At 70.8% G+C, this 18,156-nt stretch carries 15 protein-coding genes and 2 rRNA genes; 3 read left to right on the top strand and 14 right to left on the bottom strand.

What is annotated here, in order from left to right:
• Window positions 1–230 precede the first annotated feature (230 nt).
• On the bottom strand, window positions 231–854 hold the full coding sequence (locus tag FCI23_RS24535; protein ID WP_136726091.1) for an NUDIX domain-containing protein: 624 nt from the start codon (window positions 852–854) through the stop codon (window positions 231–233).
• 12 nt (window positions 855–866) lie between these two features.
• Window positions 867–2,513: a CTP synthase gene (locus tag FCI23_RS24530; protein ID WP_407646022.1), complete on the bottom strand. Its 1,647-nt coding sequence runs from the start codon at window positions 2,511–2,513 to the stop codon at window positions 867–869.
• Window positions 2,514–2,903: 390 nt separating this feature from the next.
• Between FCI23_RS24530 and FCI23_RS24525 the strand changes: the two genes are divergently transcribed.
• Window positions 2,904–4,721, top strand: coding sequence for a glycoside hydrolase family 15 protein (locus tag FCI23_RS24525; protein ID WP_136726090.1), 1,818 nt, complete (start codon window positions 2,904–2,906; stop codon window positions 4,719–4,721).
• 401 nt (window positions 4,722–5,122) lie between these two features.
• Here the strand turns inward: FCI23_RS24525 and FCI23_RS24520 are convergent, their stop codons facing one another.
• From FCI23_RS24520 to FCI23_RS24490, 7 genes are all read right to left on the bottom strand, one after another.
• On the bottom strand, window positions 5,123–6,262 hold the full coding sequence (locus FCI23_RS24520; protein ID WP_136726190.1) for a glycosyltransferase family 4 protein: 1,140 nt from the start codon (window positions 6,260–6,262) through the stop codon (window positions 5,123–5,125).
• Window positions 6,263–6,474: 212 nt separating this feature from the next.
• Window positions 6,475–7,272 (bottom strand): hypothetical protein, encoded by a 798-nt coding sequence (locus FCI23_RS24515; RefSeq protein WP_136726089.1) that lies wholly within the window; start codon window positions 7,270–7,272, stop codon window positions 6,475–6,477.
• A 61-nt stretch (window positions 7,273–7,333) separates the two neighbouring features.
• The gene (recN, locus tag FCI23_RS24510) at window positions 7,334–9,076 is read right to left on the bottom strand and encodes a DNA repair protein RecN (RefSeq protein WP_136726189.1); all 1,743 of its coding nucleotides are present in this window, start codon (window positions 9,074–9,076) and stop codon (window positions 7,334–7,336) included.
• 180 nt (window positions 9,077–9,256) lie between these two features.
• Entirely contained in the window at window positions 9,257–10,177 is a 921-nt protein-coding gene (locus tag FCI23_RS24505) for an NAD kinase (protein WP_136726088.1), read from the bottom strand.
• On the bottom strand, window positions 10,174–10,980 hold the full coding sequence (locus FCI23_RS24500; protein WP_136726087.1) for a TlyA family RNA methyltransferase: 807 nt from the start codon (window positions 10,978–10,980) through the stop codon (window positions 10,174–10,176). The genes FCI23_RS24505 and FCI23_RS24500 overlap by 4 nt, the downstream gene beginning before the upstream one ends.
• A 7-nt stretch (window positions 10,981–10,987) precedes the next feature.
• Window positions 10,988–11,245: a hypothetical protein gene (locus FCI23_RS24495; RefSeq protein ID WP_136726086.1), complete on the bottom strand. Its 258-nt coding sequence runs from the start codon at window positions 11,243–11,245 to the stop codon at window positions 10,988–10,990.
• Window positions 11,238–12,104, bottom strand: coding sequence for a histone (locus FCI23_RS24490; RefSeq protein ID WP_136726085.1), 867 nt, complete (start codon window positions 12,102–12,104; stop codon window positions 11,238–11,240). Before FCI23_RS24490 ends, FCI23_RS24495 begins: the two co-directional genes overlap by 8 nt.
• Before the next feature lie 195 nt (window positions 12,105–12,299).
• Between FCI23_RS24490 and FCI23_RS24485 the strand changes: the two genes are divergently transcribed.
• Entirely contained in the window at window positions 12,300–12,647 is a 348-nt protein-coding gene (locus tag FCI23_RS24485; protein ID WP_136726084.1) for a sterol-binding protein, read from the top strand.
• A gap of 208 nt (window positions 12,648–12,855) precedes the next feature.
• On the opposite strand, the gene FCI23_RS24480 is transcribed toward FCI23_RS24485, so the two are convergent.
• Window positions 12,856–13,863, bottom strand: coding sequence for an HAD-IIA family hydrolase (locus FCI23_RS24480; RefSeq protein ID WP_136726083.1), 1,008 nt, complete (start codon window positions 13,861–13,863; stop codon window positions 12,856–12,858).
• A 76-nt stretch (window positions 13,864–13,939) separates the two neighbouring features.
• On the opposite strand from FCI23_RS24480, the gene FCI23_RS24475 reads away from it, so the two are divergent.
• Window positions 13,940–15,193: a DUF1015 family protein gene (locus FCI23_RS24475; RefSeq protein ID WP_136726082.1), complete on the top strand. Its 1,254-nt coding sequence runs from the start codon at window positions 13,940–13,942 to the stop codon at window positions 15,191–15,193.
• A 94-nt stretch (window positions 15,194–15,287) separates the two neighbouring features.
• On the opposite strand, the gene FCI23_RS24470 is transcribed toward FCI23_RS24475, so the two are convergent.
• The 4 genes from FCI23_RS24470 to FCI23_RS24455 all read right to left on the bottom strand — a co-directional run.
• The gene (locus FCI23_RS24470; RefSeq protein WP_136726188.1) at window positions 15,288–16,145 is read right to left on the bottom strand and encodes a tetratricopeptide repeat protein; all 858 of its coding nucleotides are present in this window, start codon (window positions 16,143–16,145) and stop codon (window positions 15,288–15,290) included.
• Complete coding sequence (locus tag FCI23_RS56625; protein WP_169316923.1) at window positions 16,130–17,560, bottom strand: hypothetical protein; 1,431 nt, start codon at window positions 17,558–17,560, stop codon at window positions 16,130–16,132. The genes FCI23_RS24470 and FCI23_RS56625 overlap by 16 nt, the downstream gene beginning before the upstream one ends.
• A 202-nt stretch (window positions 17,561–17,762) precedes the next feature.
• Window positions 17,763–17,879: ribosomal RNA gene (gene rrf / locus FCI23_RS24460) — 5S ribosomal RNA — on the bottom strand.
• Window positions 17,880–17,986: 107 nt separating this feature from the next.
• A 23S ribosomal RNA gene (locus FCI23_RS24455) occupies window positions 17,987–18,156 on the bottom strand; the annotation flags it as partial.

The raw sequence follows: 18,156 nt of genomic DNA, 5'->3' as shown, positions 1-18,156 counted from the left end.
CGCCGGCGATGGCGCATAACGTCCCGGGCCCTGGCACACAGTCGTGGGGGCACCTCCCGGCCGAAGGTTGGGGGAGAGAGTCACCCCGGAGGCGCCACCGACCCACCCACCGAACAAAGCGCACCCCGCGTAACGGCGCAGGGCACCAAACCCAGCCCGTCCGGCGTTTGAGGACGGCTCGGCAACCCCGGCGCCGGGCAAGAGAACAGCCCCGACCCGCCCGGCAAGGGCTAAACGCTGAACGGCCGCGCCGGCCAAACCGCATCCGCCGGGCGCAGCCCGTCCAGCCCATCACCGGCGAGCGCGGCGTGCAACGCCAGCGCACCCACCACCAAGCAGTTGTTGTGCAGCCGCCCCGCCAGCGCACCCTGTACGAGCTCCGCGAGCGGCACCCGGGCGAACTCCATGTCCGCCTCCTCCTCCGACACTTCGAAGCGCTCGCCGTCGGCCTCGGAGAGCTCGCGGGCGAGGAAGATCCGTACGGCTTCGTCGCAGCCGCCAGGCGTGGTGTAGACGTCGACGAGGACCCGCCAGTCCTCGGCCTTCACATGCGCCTCCTCGTACAGCTCGCGCTGAGCGGCGTGCAGCGGGTTCTCGCCGGGGACGTCGAGCAGCCCGGCGGGGACCTCCCAGAGCTTCTGCCGCACCGGGTGCCGGTACTGTCGCAGGACGAGGACCCGCCCCCGCTCATCGAGGGCGACCACGGCCACCGAGCCCGGGTGGACCTGGTAGTCCCGCTGGGCGACCGTGCCGTCGGGCATGACGACCTTGTCGGTGCGGACGCTGGTCTTGTTCCCGGTGAACGGGGTCGCGGTGGCGACGACGGGCCATTCCTCGGGGATGTCCTGGAGCATGCGGTTAACCTCTCAGGCCTGCTGGCGCTTGACGGCCGCCGCGATCAGCCCCACGAAGAGCGGGTGGGGGCGGGTCGGGCGGGACTTCAACTCGGGGTGCGCCTGCGTGGCGACCAGGTACGGGTGCACATCGCGTGGAAACTCGACATACTCCACGAGTTTGTTGTCCGGCGAGGTGCCGGAGAAGAGCAGGCCGGCCTTCTTCTCCAGCTCGCTGCGGTAGGCGTTGTTGACCTCGTAGCGGTGGCGGTGCCGCTCCTCGACGTACGGCTCGCCGCCGTACACCTCGCGGACGATCGAGCCCTCGGCGAGCTTCGCCGGGTAGAGGCCGAGCCGCATGGTGCCGCCGAGGTCGCCCTTGCCGTCGACGATGTCGAGCTGCTCGGCCATGGTGGAGATCACCGGGTGGGCGGTCGCCGGGTCGAACTCCGTCGAGTTCGCGCCCTCGATGCCGGCCAGCGAACGGGCCGCCTCGATGACCACGCACTGAAGGCCGAGGCAGAGCCCGAGCAGCGGGATCCGGTTCTCCCTGGCGTAGGTGACGGCCGCGACCTTGCCCTCCACGCCCCGGTCGCCGAAGCCGCCGGGCACACAGACCGCGTCCACGCCGCCGAGGTGCTTCTTGGCGCCGGCCGGGGTCCTGCAGTCGTCAGAGGTGACCCACTTGATTTCGACGCGGGCGTTGTTGGCGAACCCGCCGGCCCGCAGTGCCTCGGTCACCGACAGGTAGGCGTCGGGCAGGTCGATGTACTTGCCGACGAGCGCGACCTTCACCTCGTGGGCGGGCTGGTGGACCCGGCGCAGCAGGTCGTCCCACTGGGTCCAGTTCACGTCGCGGAACGGCAGGTCCAGCCGTCGGACCACGTAGGCGTCGAGGCCCTCGGTGTGCAGCACTTTGGGGATGTCGTAGATCGACTTGGCGTCGATGGCGGCGACGACCGCGTCCTCGTCGACATCGCACATCAGCGAGATCTTCCGCTTGATGGCGGTGGGGACCTCGCGGTCGGCCCGCAGCACGATCGCGTCCGGCTGGATACCGATGTTCCGCAGCGCCGCGACCGAGTGCTGGGTAGGCTTGGTCTTCAGTTCACCGGACGGGCCGATGTACGGCAGCAGTGAGATGTGGACGACGAAGACGTTGTCACGCCCGACCTCGTGGCGCAGTTGGCGTACGGATTCGAGGAACGGCTGCGACTCGATGTCGCCTACCGTGCCGCCGACCTCGGTGATCACGACATCGACGTCGTCAGCCGCCATCCGCCGGATGCGCGACTTGATCTCGTTGGTGATGTGCGGGATGACCTGCACGGTGTCACCGAGGTATTCGCCGCGCCGCTCCTTGGCGATCACCGAGGAGTAAATCTGCCCGGTGGTGACATTCGCCGTGCCGTCGAGGTTGACGTCCAGGAAGCGTTCGTAATGGCCGATGTCCAGGTCGGTCTCGGCACCGTCGTCGGTGACGAAGACCTCACCGTGCTGGAACGGGTTCATCGTGCCGGGGTCGACATTGAGATACGGGTCGAGTTTCTGCATCGTGACCCGCAGACCACGCGCCTTCAGCAGCGCACCCAGGCTGGAGGCCGTCAGCCCCTTGCCGAGCGAGGAGGCGACACCCCCGGTGACGAAGATGTGCTTGGTCGTCGTGGATTTGGGTGGCAGTGCCAAGACGGGCTCCCGTGGTCGCTAGGTAGGGTCGAGACGGCACCCTGATTTTTGGGGGCGTCATCGCGGCGGTTCAGTGGTTCGGCCCACCGGCCCACGGGCTACCAGGGTATCAGCGACCAGGCTCAGGTGTTTCCGGCAGCTGGTCTGGGAAATGCGACCTCTTTAGCACCTGGGAGCTCGTACGACAAAAAGAACCCGACCGGCGCAGCGTGATCCGTCGTAGCGCGCGCACCCCCTGCTTCAACGTCGTATCCTGCTCGAACGCATCGCAGCGAGCCGGCCGGCACGGCACCACCCACACCGCTCCCGGAACAAGTGCTCGTAAAGATCCCCAGACCGCAAGATCGCCCCCCTGGCAGGGGCGGCTCCGTTGTTCTACTGGAGATGTACGTGGCCGGCCGCATTGAGGATTACGCGCTCATCGGAGACATGCAGACCGCTGCCCTGGTCTGCCGGGACGGCACGGCCGACTGGCTGTGCCTGCCCCGCTTCGACTCCCCGGCGATCTTCGCCGGGCTCCTGGGCACCGAGGACCATGGGTTCTGGCGCCTCGGGCCGGCCTATGCCCCGGGCTCCGAGCCGCCGACCGCCACCCGGCGCCGTTACCGCGGCGACTCCCTCATTCTCGAATCCGAGTGGGACACCCCCCGCGGCACCGTCCGCGTCACCGACTTCATGCCGCCCCGTGACGGTGCTCCGCAGCTGATCCGCATCGTCGAGGGCCTCAGCGGCCGTGTGCCCATGCACTCCGCCCTCCGCATGCGCTTCGCCTACGGCCAGATCACCCCCTGGGTCCACAAGGTCGGTGACCGTACCGTCGCCGTCGCCGGCCCCGACTCCGTATGGCTGGACACCGAGGTCGACACCTACGGCAAGCACCTCACGACCTACTCCGACTTCACCGTCGGCCCGGGTGACCGCGTCGCCTTCACCATCAGCTGGCAGCCCTCCCACAAGGAGCCGCCGCCGCTGCCCGAGCCTGAGTCCTCGCTGGAGGCAACTGAGGACTTCTGGCGCGAATGGGTCGAGCAGTGCACCTACCACGGCCCTTACCGGGACGCGGTCGTACGCTCGCTGATCACGCTGAAGGCCCTGACATATGGGCCTACGGGCGGCATCGTCGCCGCCCCGACAACCTCCCTCCCCGAGAACATCGGTGGTGTACGGAACTGGGACTACCGCTTCACCTGGCTGCGTGACGCCGCCATCACGCTGTCGTCGCTGCTGCGTACCGGTTACCGGGACGAGGCCCGCGCCTGGCGGGAGTGGCTGCTGCGGGCCGTTGCCGGTGACCCCGAGAATCTCCAGATCATGTACGGCATCGCCGGCGAGCGCGAGCTCGGCGAGACCGAGCTCGAGTGGCTGCCGGGATACGAGGGCTCCAAGCCCGTACGTGTCGGCAACGGCGCAGCCCACCAGCTGCAGCTGGACGTGTACGGCGAGGTCACCGAGGCCCTGCACCTGGCCCATATGACCGGCCTGGCCCGGAACGACTACGCCAGCCTGCTCCAGCTCAAGCTCATCCGGTATCTGGAAGGCCACTGGAACGAGCCGGACGAGGGCATCTGGGAGGTCCGCGGGCCCCGGCGGCACTTCGTGCACTCCAAGGTCATGGCGTGGGTCGCCGTCGACCGGACCGTGAAGCTGATCGAGTCCGGCGAGGTCGACGGGCCCCTGGAGCGCTGGCGCGAGCTGCGCGACGAGATCCACTGGGATGTCTGTGAGAAGGGGTACGACCGCGAGCGCAACACGTTCACGCAGTCGTACGGCTCCAAGGAGCTGGACGCCTCTCTCCTGCTCATTCCGCAGGTCGGCTTCCTGCCGCCGGACGACAAGCGGGTCATCGGCACGATCGAGGCCATCCAGCGCGAGCTGTCCACGGAAGACGGCTTCGTCCTCCGGTACCCGACGGATGCCAACTGCAAAGACGGCGAGAACCTGGACGGTCTCCCGGGCGATGAGGGCGCCTTCCTCGCGTGCTCCTTCTGGCTCGCCGACGACCTGGCGATGATCGGGCGGGTCGACGAGGCCCGGCGGCTCTTCGAGAAGCTGCTGTCCCTGCGGAACGACCTGGGACTGCTGGCGGAGGAGTGGGACCCCCGGCTTCAGCGGCAGGTCGGCAACTTCCCGCAGGCCTTCAGCCATGTGCCGCTGATCGACACGGCCCTGCGGCTGACGGCAAGCGGGGCTTACGGGGGCTGAGCATCCGGGGGGTGGGTGCGGGTCGGCGGGCGTGGGCGCCCGGTGGCCCGTACAGGCCCGGTCGGGGACGGGATGAGTCAGGGCGCCCGGAGCAGGCCGAGAACGGCCTGGTGGTGGACGGCGTGCACCTGGGTCAGTTCCGCGAGAGCCGGACCCGTTCGCCGGCGCCGTGAAGTCCCTCGTAGCGCGGCCCGAAACCTACCGTCCCCACCCCTCCAGGACGCCCGGCACGGCCGGTAGCCGTCGAGCCCGCCACGGCTGGGCAGCCGCACCCGGTCCTGGGCCGGGCTGATCACGGCGTCACGGAGTCACGGCATGGCGGTGAGGTCGCAGCAGATCGAAGTCGCTCTCCGCCCAGGGCTCGATCCGTACGCGCATCTCCCGGACTCCCATCTCAGCTGTCACCGGCTCGTGGACAACTCGTCGTAGATGCTGAGCACCTGGGCGACCGTGTCGTCCTCGGTCGGCCAGGTGGCGGCCTGCGTGCGCCCGGCAGCCACGAGCTCCGCACGGCGGGCCGGGTCGGCGAGCAGCCGGGCGACGGCGGCGGCGAGAGCGGCCGGATCGCCGTACGGGACCAGCTCGGCGGCCTCGCCCACGAGTTCGGGGATACCGCCGACCGCCGTGGCGACCAGGGGGACACCGGCGTGCAGAGCCTCCTGGGCGATCAGGGCGCGAGCCTCCCAGCGGCTGGGGAGGACCACGATGTCGGCGGCGGCAAGGAGTTGCGGGATGTCGTCGCGGCGGCCGGTGAGGAGCACCGGAAGACCCTCGGTCTCGATGCGACGGGTGAGTGCGGCGCGCCGCGAGCCCTCGCCCGCGATGACGAGCAACGGGTGCGGCTCCGGGCCGCGCAGCCAGAGGTGAGCGGCGTCGAGGAGCGTGTCATACCCCTTGTGCCGCTCCAGGCGGCCCACCGCGAGCAGCAGCGGGCTCCGCTCCTCGACGAATTCGGCGCGGGTCTTCTGACGCAGCTGCTCGGCATCGGCGGGGAGCTCCGCCGGCAGGGCCTCGCGCACGGGACCGGGCACCGCGACTGGCGCCAGCCGTGCGTCGCGGGCGCCTGAGGCCCGGGCACGGTCCACCAGGTCCGACGACGCGCCGAGCACGACGGCGGCGGCGCGCGACACGCGCCGCTCCAGCAGATGCAGCATCCGCGCCCTCGCCCCTTCGGCCAGGACAGCGCTGTGCCAGGTGACAACCAGCGGCGTACGACGGCCACCGAGCGCCAGCGAGGCGAGCAGGGCCGCCCGCAGGCCGTGCGCGTGCACCACATCCGCGCCCGCGCAGGCGGCACGCAGCGACGCGACCACCGCCGCGTCGCCCCTGTTGGCCCGGCGGGCGATCTCGACCGGGGCGAACCGGGCCCCGGCTGCCGTGAATCCGTAATCCGCCCCAGCCTCCGAGGGCCCGCACACCGTCACCTGCACGCCGCGCGCCACCAGGCCGCCCGCGAGTGAGGACACGTGTGCGCCCGCCGTCTCGCCCAGCACCTGGACGGCGTGCAGCTGCCCGTGCAACGGGGTCGGAGTACTACTGATCACGCGAGGTCGGGCTCCTGACTCGGCATCGTACGGCGGGTGTTGCCACTGTCCTCAAGGATGCCAGGCCGGTACGACATCACGGCAACGCGGCCGGGCCACGCCCGTGCGCACGTACCAGGGACCACCCGTACGAGTGATCCTACGGACGGCTATGGCGCAACCGCTCGCCATAACACCAGTGACCGACCTGGCCGACCTGCCGCCCCGCGTCACTGCGGGCGGCGACCCAAGGAATCGATCGTACGCAGACCGGGAGCACTCCACAGGCCTTCGCCATAGCTGACCCAGTCCCCGGCCGCCGCGAGCCCCGCCAGAAGCGCCGCATGCAGCACAAGCCCCGCCCGCCCGTTCGCAACCACGATCGAGACCCCTACCGCCGCGCCCAGCGCATGCGCCCCGGCGTCACCCAGCATCGTGCGCTCCCCCGCATCGTCCGCCAGTACAGCCACCGCGGCGCCCACCGGTGCGCCTGCCAGTGCCCCTGCGGGCCCGCCGCGCAGCATCCCGGGCACACCGGCCGCGATGACCGCCTTCGCGGCCCGCCCCGGCTTCACATCGACCAGGTTCACCAGATGCGCCGTGCCCGCCACCACGACTCCGGCCAGCAGCCTGTCCACCGGGCGCTCCTTCAGCAGCGCCCCGGCCGCCAGTCCGGCCGCCCCGATGCCGAACAGCTTTACGGCGCCCGAAGTGACCCGACCCTCCTGCAGCGCCCCCATATGTGTGCGAAAACCGCGCTCTCCGGGCGTGCCTGCCAGGTCGTCATACGCCCCGCAGCCTCCCGCGGCGAGCACCGCGAGTGCCGCCGTGCGGCTCCGGACCGGCAGCCCCGGCGCGGCCGCGGTGGCGAGCACGGTGCCGGTCGCTGCCGCGAGGCCGCCGTAGAGGTCCACCGTCCGGCCCGCGTGGTTCGTCCGCGCCCAGCGTGCGGACCCGCCCCGCGGCTTACGCCGCAGGGTGGCAAACGCGGAGCGGGTCGCGGCGACCGTCGCGAGGAGGGCGGTCATGTTCCGGCTCCTTGCCGTTGTACAGTCCCCGGCAACGAGTGGGCGGGCGGGAAAGCGCCCGTCACCGCGCGGCCCGCGCAGCAGCGAGCAGCTCCTCCGCATGTGCCCGTCCGAGCTCCGAATCCTCCAGCCCCGCCAGCATTCGCGAGAGCTCGCGGACCCGTTCCTCGCCCTCCAGCACCTTCACCCCGCTCCGGGTCACCGACCCGTCGTTCGTCTTCTCGACGAGCAGCTGCCGGTCGGCAAAAGCCGCCACCTGCGGCAAATGCGTCACGACGACGACCTGCGCGGTCCGCGCGAGCCGGGCGAGGCGCCGCCCGACCTCTACGGCAGCCTTGCCGCCGACCCCCGCGTCGACCTCGTCGAAGAGGTACGTCGGCACCGGGTCCGACCCTGCGAAGACAACTTCCACCGCCAGCATGACCCGCGACAGCTCACCGCCCGAAGCGCCCTTGGCGATCGGCCGCGCCGGAGCGCCCGGATGCGGCGCGAGCTGAAGCTCGACCTCATCGGCCCCAGCGGCGCCATAGGCCACAAGCCGCCCGTCGACCTCGATGCCCTCGGGGTCATCGGTCTGCCGGATGGCCACGCTGACCCGTGCGTGCGGCATGGCCAGCTCGCCGAGTTCCGCCGTGACCGCCTCGGCGAAGCGGTCCGACGCTTCCGTACGCGCATCGGTCAGCGCCTGGGCGAGCCCGCCCAGCTCGTCGCGCAGGGCGTCCCGTTCGGCAGCCAGCTCGGCGATCCGCTCGTCATCGCCCTCCAGCTCGCCGAGCCGGTCGGCCCCGGCCTCGGACCAGGCCAGTACGGCATCGATATCGGGACCGTACTTACGCGTCAGGTGGAGCAGCGTCGCCCGCCGCTCCTCGACGGCGGCGAGGCGCCGCGGATCGGCGTCCAGGTCATCGGCGTAACCGGCCAGTTCGCCCGCCACGTCGCCCAGCAGGATGCCGATCTCGCCGATCCGGTCGGCCAGCCCGGCCAACGCCGGGTCGTGGCCTCGTACTGCGTCCAGCGCACGCTGCGCACCGGCCACCAGGGTGTTGGCGTCCACTGCCTCCGGGTCCTCCGGATTGCCGGCCAGGGCAGCGTGCCCGATCGCGGCGGCGGAGGCGAGCGCTTCCGCGTGCCCCAGCCGCTCCGCCTCGGCGGCCAGCTCCACGTCCTCGCCGGGCAGCGGCTCGGCAGCCGCCACCTCCTCCAGTCCGAAGCGCAGCAGATCCGCTTCCTGGGCGCGCTCACGCGCCCGCGTGGTCAGCTCGTCCAGCTCGGCGGCGACCTCACGCAGCCGACGGTAAGCCTCGGCGTACTTCACGAGCGGCACCGCGACCGCGTCGCCCGCGTAGCGGTCCAGCGCCTGCCGCTGCCGGGCGGGCCGAAGCAGCCCCTGCTGGTCGGTCTGGCCGTGGACGGCAACCAGGTCGTCCGCCAGCTCGGCCAGCAACCCCACCGGAACGGACCGGCCGCCGACATACGCCCGCGACCGGCCTTCGGCCGAGACCGTACGGCTGATGAGCAGCGCGCCGTCGTCCAGCTCCGCGCCCGCCTCCTCGGCACGCAGGGCGGCCGGGGAACCGGACGTGAGAGCGATCCGCCCCTCAACGACCGCCGCTTTCGAGCCGATCCGCACCAGCGCGGGATCTGCACGGCCACCAAGCAGCAGGCCGAGACTGGTGACGACCATGGTCTTGCCCGCGCCGGTCTCGCCGGTCACCGCCGTGAAACCGGGTGAAAGCTCCACCACGGCGTCCTCGATGACTCCAAGCGCCCGAATCCGCATCTCCTCCAACACGGATACGACCATACGAGGTTTGCGGTACGCCGCGCGACGGGGCTCCCTCATGCGGGGGGGATCCGGGCTGTCCCCATGACACCGGCGCGACCTTCCCAGCCGACGGCCGCCGAACGGTCCGGGGCTTGAGGGGACAGCGCCCCGGACCTCGTCCGGCCGTCGCCGGTCCAGCCGGCGACGCCAGTGCCTGGCCTAGTGCGGCGCGCCGCGCCAGCCCGCCACCGGGAGGGCGAACTTCGCCACCAGCCGGTCCGTGAAGGAGGCGTGGTGCAGTCGCGCGAGCCGCACCGGTACGGCTCCCCGGCGGACCTCCACCCGGGCTCCGGCGGGCAGCTCCACCGTGCGCCGGCCGTCGCACCACAGGACCCCGTGCGGGGTCTGGGGCTGCACTTCCACCGCGAGCACCGAGCTCGGTGCGGTCACGAGCGGCTTGGCGAAGAGCGCGTGCGCGCTGATCGGCACCATGAGCAGGGCCTCCACCTCGGGCCAGACCACCGGGCCGCCGGCCGAGAAGGCGTACGCGGTCGAGCCGGTCGGGGTCGCGCAGACCACGCCGTCACCGCCGAACCGCGACACCGGCCGGCCATCCACCTCGGTGACGACCTCCAGCATCCGCTCGCGGGCCTGCTTCTCCACCGATGCTTCGTTGAGCGCCCAGTCCCGGTGGGCGATCCGCCCGTTCTCGCGTACGAGAACATCGATGGTCATGCGCTCCTCGACCTCGTAGTCCTTGGTGACCACCCGGTCCACGACCTTGTCGAGGTCGTCCCGCTCGGCCTCGGCCAGGAAGCCGACCCGGCCCAGGTTGACCCCCAGCATCGGTACGCCGGACGCGCGGGCGAACTCCGCGCCGCGCAGGATTGTCCCGTCACCGCCGAGGACGATGATCAGCTCGCATCCCTCGACGGCCACCGGACCGGTTTCCTGGAGGATCTCCACCGAGGACGGCGGCAGCGGCAGGTCGGCGGCCTCGTCGGCCAGCACCCTGACCCCTACGCCAGCCCTCGTCAGCCCTTGCACGACCCGCTCGGCACTGCGGATCGCCGCAGGCCGCCCGGTGTGGGCCAGCAGGAAAACGGTGCGCTCTTGGGAAAGCGCTTGCGAATCGCTCAACGGGGCCCCTCCGCCACAGCACGGTCGATATCCGCCGGGTCGAGTTCTGGCGCCCCGGCGCGCAGCCACAGAAAGTACTCCACGTTGCCGGACGGTCCCGGCAACGGACTTGCGGTCACGCCCAGCACCCCGAGGCCCAGCCCGGCCGCCTGTTCGGCGACATGGCGGACGGTTTCGGCGCGCAATTGCGTGCTCCGTACGACACCACCACTGCCGAGGCGGTCCTTGCCCACCTCGAACTGCGGCTTGACCATCAGCACCAGGTCCGCTTCAGGCGCGGCACACCGCACCAGCGCCGGCAGGACCAGGCCCAGCGGGATGAACGACAGATCGCCGACAACCAGGTCAACCGGCGTGCCATCGATCTGTTCCAGCACAAGTTCACGCACATTTGTGCGGTCCTTCACGGAGACCCGCTCGTCACTCTGCAGCGACCACGCGAGCTGCCCGTAACCGACATCGACGGCCACCACATGCGCCGCGCCATTGCGCAGCAGCACATCGGTGAAACCGCCCGTCGACGCCCCCGCGTCCAGCGCCCGGCGGCCTTCCACTCGCAGCCCGAGCGGAACGAACGCGGCGAGCGCACCCGCGAGCTTGTGGCCCCCGCGCGACACATAGTCCGGGTCATGGTCATCTTTCGCCACGACCACGGCCGCGCTGGTCTCCACCTGCGTCGCCGCTTTCGTCGCGGTCGTACCGCCGATGGTCACCCGGCCTGCAGCGATCAGCTGCCCGGCGTGCTCGCGCGAGCGGGCGAGATTTCGGCGCACCAGCTCGGCGTCGAGTCGGCGTCGTGCCACGTACGGTTCAGCTCCTGTTGTCGTCGAGTGCGGTGAGCGCGTCACGCAGCCCACGGTGCACATCTTCGTACACCTCGATATGACTCTGGGTGGGCAGGGCATCCGCATCGCCCAGCCGCTCGATCAGCGCGTCAACCTCCTCATTCCCAGTCGGGGCCACGACGACCCCCAGCGCTGAGGGCCCGCTTGTGGCGGGCTCCACGGGTTGCGTCCCCGCGCCCACCCCTACGGCCCCGAGCGCCTCGCCGTTCAGCGGCTCACTCATTCTTTGCCTCCGTGTCCGGCCCCCCGGTCGTGGTACGCCCAGCGGCGGGCGCGGCCTTCTTGGCCGTCGGCCTCGCCGTGGTCTTCTTCGCCGTGGTCTTCTTCGCTGCGGTCTTCTTCGCAGCGGTCTTCTTCGCTGCGGTCTTCTTCGCTGCGGTCTTTTTCGCAGGTGCCGTCGCGGGCGTCGCGGCAGGCGTGGCCTTCTTCGCGGCGGCCTTCTTCGCAGCGGCCTTCTTCACCGGCGCCTTCGCGGTTTTCGCACCGGCCGGAGCAGCCTCGCCGGACTTGACAGCGGGCTTCCCAGCGACGCTCTTGGAGGACGAAGCCTTCTTCGCGGGCGGAGCGGCCCCGGCCCCGGCGGCCGCCGACTTCTCCGCCTGCACGGTCTTACGGGCGGGACGAGCCCTGCCCGGAGCCGCCGCCCCGGCATCCGCGTCCGTGCCTGCTCCCGGGCCGGCCTCATCGGCCACCGGCGCCGCCTCCGGGGCCGCCTCCGAAGGGGCGTCGTCCTGGAGTGGCTCTTCGGCCTCAAGGTTGCGCACCCGGCGCTCGAGCACCTCCAGGACGACGCCGACCTTGGTGACCTCGTCGGCGATCCGGCCGACCCGGCTCAACGTCTTGTCGACTTCCTCCCGGATGAGCCCGGTCAGGAGGTCGCGATTGGCACGCCCGGACGCGATCAGCTCATCCGTGAGCGTCTGAACCTCCGGCGGAATCCGCTCGCCGATCTTCCGCTGGAGGTCGTCAACATCTATCCCGGCCTGATCGAGAAGTTCCCTGGCGGCATGCGCCGTCCTCCGCCGGGTGGCCTCGGCCAGGCCGCCCGCGATCTGCAGACACGTTCGCAGCGCGTCCCGCATTGACCTCACTCCTCACCTCACCATTGACACCGATGGTCATGACGCTACCGCCTACCGTCCCACGTCCCACCGACAGCGCCCTGCGGTACCTTCGACCGATACGCGCGCGATCGCGGCGCCTTGGCCGCGCGCCAAGGCTGCCCAGGTGTCGCGCACCGCACCCCGCACCACCCGAACACAGGAGACGCACCACCGATGGCGACCATCGAGGAGTGCCGCTACGCACTCGACCGGCTGTCGGAGACCCTTGCGAAGGCTGACGGCGACATCCGCAGCGCCGCCGCGCTCGACCGCTCGCTCAGCTGCCACATCACCGACCTGGACATGACCTTCGTCGGACGGCTGGCAGGCGGCCATATCCAGGATGTGACGACCGAGGAGGGTCTGCCGTCCGAGCGCGCGCAGATCCGGCTGACGATGTCCGGTGACGACTTGGTGGCGATGGTCCACGGACAGCTGCCCTTCGCGAAGGCGTGGGGCACCGGCCGGGTGAAGCTGCAGGCGGGATTCCGGGACTTGCTGCGGCTGCGCTCACTGCTGTAACTCGGTAAGGTCGCCCTTCCCGTACCGTCGCCCTCCCGAGAGGTGAGGCGCCCAGGGCCACCGATCCAGATCCGTACCGCTTCTTCCAACTCAAGGTGCTGCGGACAGCACAGCTCACCCCCGAACGGGAGCTACGACTTCCAGCCGCCCCAGGACGGCCGCGGGAGCCTCCCGGGCGCCGCAGGCAACCCGGTCCGCCGGACCCTGCCTAAAGTCCCAGCCGGGCCAGCGCCTTGCCCGTGTCCCTGCCGTACGAGCCCTCCCCCGCCGCCGTCCAGGCCGCCCCGCACAACGCTCGCAGCCCGTCCAGCTGCGCGCCCTCACCCTCCAGGACAAGCCCCTCGTCACCCGCCGACGCCACCCAGCCGCCGCACCGGGCCCCCTCGGCTGCCGGCTGCGGCACCAGCAGCCCCCGCAGATCCGCGTCGACGTAGGTCGGCCGGTACTTCGGCTCCGCGGCCAGCAGCTGCGCCGGCGTCGAGACACCCGTCAGGACCAGCAGCGAGTCGACCCCGGCTGCGTTCGCACCCTCGATGTCGGTGTCCAGCCGGTCCCCGACCACCAACGGCCGCCGTGCTCCCGTACGGATCACCGTCTCGCGGTGCATGGGCGGCAGCGGCTTGCCCGCGATCTGCGGCTCGGCACCCGTCGCGATCCGTACGACCTCCACGAGCGCACCGTTGCCCGGCGCCTTGCCTCGCGCCGTGGGGATCGTCAGATCCGTATTGGACGCGAACCACGGCACGCCCCGGTTCACCGCGTACGACGCCTCCGCGAGCTGCTCCCAGCCGACCGTCGGCGCATACCCCTGCACCACTGCCGCCGGATCGTCGTCCGCCGACCCCACCGGCTCCAGCCCACGCTCCCGCAGCGCCGCCAGCAGCCCCTCACCCCCGATCGCCAGCACCCGCGCGCCTGTCGGCACCTGATCGGCGATCAACCGGGCCACCGCCTGGGCGGAGGTAATCACCTCGCCCGGCTCGGCAGGCACTCCGAGCCGGGTCAGATGCTCAGCCACCGCCTCAGGGGTGCGGGCCGCATTGTTCGTCACATATGCGAGGCGCATGCCGTGCCCGCGCGCGGCGCCAAGCGATTCGACGGCATGAGCGATTGCGTCACCACCCGCATATACGACGCCGTCGAGGTCGAGCAAAGCCGTGTCATACGCAACGTCCAACGATTGTTCGCTGCCGCTCAGGCCCGTCCGGTGGCTCATAGCTCATTCGCTCCTCATACGTCTGACTGTTCCGCTCGATCATTCCTCACCCGCGCAACCCGCGTAGCATGCGCTGATGAGCACATCCAGGTCCCCCGCGCGCGGCCTGCGGCTCGCGCCCTTCCGCGGGCTCCGCTACGTTCCCGAACGGGTCGGCAGCCTGGCCGCGGTCACCTCGCCACCGTACGACGTCGTGATCCGCCCCGACGGGCAGCTCCACCTCGCCGCCGCAGACCCGCACAACGTCGTCCGGCTCATCCTGCCCCAGGCCACCAGTCAGGCGGCCTGGACGCTCTGCCAATGGCAGCAGGAGGGCGTCCTGGCCCCCGACCCCGAACCGGCCCTCTATGTGTACGAGCAGCGCGACGGCGACCTCCTCCAGCGCGGGCTGATCGGCGCCCTGCGCCTCACCCCGCCCGCCGAGCGCGTCGTACTGCCGCACGAGGACGTCATGCCCGGCCCGGTCGCGGACCGCGCCGCGCTCATGCGCGCCACCGCCGCCAACCTGGAACCGCTGCTCCTCGTCTACCAGGACGGCACCACAGCCGCCGAGGTTGTGGAAAGCACCGCCGGGCGCGAGCCCCTGCTGACCACCACCACCGAGGACGGCGTCCGCCACCGGCTCTGGCATGTCACCGACCCGGACGAGATCGCGGCCGTCAATGCCGATCTGTCGACGCGCCAGGCACTCATCGCCGACGGCCACCACCGCTGGGCGACCTATCTCCAACTCCAGGGCGAGCAGGCCGCCCCCAGCGCCTGGGACTACGGGCTGGTGCTGCTGGTGGACACCACCCGCTACCCGTTGCGAGTGCGCGCCATCCACCGCGTGCTGCCCAACCTGCCCGTCGCCGAAGCGGTAGCCGCCGTGCGAGGTGTCTTCCGCGTCCGGGAACTGCCGGGCCGGCACCTGCAGGACGCTCTGGCGGTCCTCGATGCGGCCACCGTCGAGGGCAACGCTTTCCTGCTGGGCGGCGACGGCGGCTTCCGCCTCCTCGACCTGCCCGACCCGCACCGCGTCGACCAGTCCGTACCGCACGACCGCCCGGAGGCCTGGCGTCGGCTCGACGCCGCAGTGCTGCACAGCCTCCTCCTGGAGGATGTATGGCAGGTGCCCGACGCCCCCGAGCACATCGCCTACATACATGATCCCGAAGCCGCGGTCGAGCAGGCGGAGCGGCACGGCGGCACGGCCGTCCTGCTGCACCCGGTGCGTGAGACCGTCGTACGTGAACTCGCCCGGCAGGGCATCACCATGCCGCGCAAATCGACCTCCTTCGGCCCCAAGCCGGCCAGCGGCCTTGTGATGCGCAGCCTCGGCCTGGGCTGAACAAGAAGGAGGGGTGCACCCGTGGCAACGGGTGCACCCCTCCTTCTTGTTCAGCTTTTCGGCTTGTACGGCCGTCAGACAGGCCGCCGTCCGATCAGTCCTCGTCGCTCTGGACCGGCTCCTTGAACGGGGCGTCCAGGAACGAGGGGTCGGCCTCGTCGGTCACATCGTCCTCGGGTTCGGGCTTGAGCTCGGGCTCGGACTCGGACTCGGACTCGGACTCGGGCTGGGTTTCGGACCGGACTTCGGACCGGACTTCGGAGTCGGCCGAAGCGACCTCGGCGGTCGCGGTGTCGGGCACCACGTCCTCGGTCTCCTCCTCGAGTGCGTCCACGAACGCCACACCATCCAGCTGGGCAAGCCGGTCGGACGCGTCCGTCGTGCCGTTCTGGTCGGCCTCCAGCGCCTTCGCGAACCAGTCGCGGGCCTCGCTCTCCCTGCCCACCGCCAGCAGCGCGTCCGCGTACGCGTAACGCAGCCGCGCCGTCCACGGATGGACAGCGCTCGACGCGAGCTCGGAGCTCTGCAGCGTCACCACCGCCGCCTCCGCCTGGCCCATGTCCTGCCGAGCACCGGCCGCGACCAGCCGCATCTCCACCTGACCGGCCCGGTCCAGCTTCTGCACCTCCGGCGCACCCGCCATCTCCAGCGCGCGCTCCGGTCGGCCCAGACCGCGCTCGCAGTCCGCCATCACCGGCCAGAGATCCACCGTGCCGGTCATCCGGCGAGTAGCGCGGAACTCCGCCAGCGCCTCCGCGTACCTCTCGGTCGCGTACGACGCGAACCCCGCGGCCTCACGCACCGCCGCCACACGCGATGCCAACCGCAGGGCGACCCGCGAGTACTCATATGCCCGGTCCGGCTCCTCGTCCAGCAGCTGAGCGACCATGACCAGGTTGCGCGCCACGTCGTCCGCGAGACCCTTCGGCAGGCTCATCAGCTCCTGACGCACACTTGGGTCGATCTCCTGACCCGTGACCTCGTCCGGAATCGGCAGCCGCTTGACCGGCTCCCGCTCCTCACGCCGCTCATCCCTGCCCCTGCTCTCGAACCGCCCGCGCCCCTCAACACTCGGACGACGGCTCTGACCCCGGTCATCGTCCCGACGCGGACCCCGCGGCCGGTCATCCCGGCGGAAGCTGCCACCACGGTCGTCCTCACGGCGGGGACCGCTGGGGCGGTCATCACGCGGACGGTCATCACGCGGACGATCGACACGGGGCCGATCCGTACGGGGCCGGTCCGTACGGGGCCGATCACCAGCCGGCCGGTCATCCCGGCGGAAGGTGCCACCGCGGTCGTCCTGACGACGGGGACCGCTGGGGCGGTCATCACGACGGTCATCACGCGGCCGGTCCGTACGGGGCCGATCACCAGCCGGCCGGTCAAAGCGCGGCCGGTCATCACGACGGAAACTGCCACCCCGGTCCTCACGCGGACGGTCGTCGCGACGGAAGCTGCCACCCCGGTCCTCACGCGGACGGTCGTCGCGACGGAAGCTGCCACCCCGGTCGTCCTCACGGCGGGGACCGCTGGCGCGGTCATCACGCGGACGATCGACACGGGGCCGGTCCGTACGGGGCCGATCACCAGCCGGCCGGTCAAAGCGCGGCCGGTCATCACGACGGAAACTGCCACCCCGGTCCTCACGCGGACGGAAGCTGCCGCCACGGTCGTCCCGGGGCCGGTCGTCGCGACGGAAGCTGCCGCCGCGGTCGTCCTCACGGCGGGGACCGCTGGCGCGGTCATCACGCGGACGATCGACACGGGGCCGGTCCGTACGGGGCCGATCACCAGCCGGCCGGTCAAAGCGCGGCCGGTCATCACGACGGAAACTGCCACCCCGGTCCTCACGCGGACGGAAGCTCCCGCCACGGTCGTCCCGGGGCCGGTCATCACGGCGGAAGCTGCCGCCACGGTCGTCCTCACGGCGGGGACCGCTGGCGCGGTCATCACGACGGTCATCACGCGGACGATCGACACGAGGCCGGTCAGTATGGGGCCGATCACCAGCCGGCCGGTCATCACGGCGGAAGCTGCCGCCACGGTCGTCCTCACGGCGGGGACCGCTGGGGCGGTCATCACGACGGTCATCACGCGGCCGGTCCGTACGAGGCCGATCACCAGCCGACCGGTCAAAGCGCGGCCGGTCATCACGACGGAAACTGCCACCCCGGTCATCGCGCGGGCGCTCGGTACGGGGACGGTCATCGCGCGGGCGCTCGGTACGGGCACGGTCGGACCCCGGACGATCGTCACGGCGGAATCCGCCTCGGTCGTCACGCCGGAAACCACCACCGCCAGCACCGCCGCCAGGGCGGTCGCCGTCCCGGCGCGGGCCGCCGCTACGGAAGCCCCCCCGGTCACCACTGCCCTGGCGCGAATCCCGGCGCTCGGGCCGGTCCGACCGGTCTTCGGGTGAGTTGGACATCGACGGTGACTCCTGTCGGATCAGTACTGCTGTAGTGCCAGTGTCTCCTACCGGAGGAGTGGCTGTGCACCGGCGGATCAAATAAAAAAAGACCCTCGGTCCCAGCGCTTAGGCCAGGACCGAGGGTCCACAAAGATTGTTCGGCGGTGTCCTACTCTCCCACAGGGTCCCCCCTGCAGTACCATCGGCGCTGAAAGGCTTAGCTTCCGGGTTCGGAATGTAACCGGGCGTTTCCCTAACGCTATGACCACCGAAACACCATCGGGTGTTGTTGGCGAACAAGCACACTCTTCAGTTAAGTGACTGGCTCTACCGGTGCGAATGTTCGCAACCCGGGAACCAAACAGTGGACGCGAGCAACTGAGGACAAGCCCTCGGCCTATTAGTACCGGTCAGCTCCACCCTTTACAGGGCTTCCACATCCGGCCTATCAACCCAGTCGTCTACTGGGAGCCTTAACCCCTCAAAGGAGGTGGGAACACTCATCTCGAAGCAGGCTTCCCGCTTAGATGCTTTCAGCGGTTATCCCTCC

Origin of the sequence: Actinacidiphila oryziradicis, from assembly GCF_005047355.1 — a bacterium.
Taxonomy (GTDB): Bacteria; Actinomycetota; Actinomycetes; order Streptomycetales; family Streptomycetaceae; genus Actinacidiphila; species Actinacidiphila oryziradicis.
The sequence above is the reverse complement of the archived record's forward strand: the minus strand, read 5'-3'. Positions and strand labels throughout refer to the sequence as shown.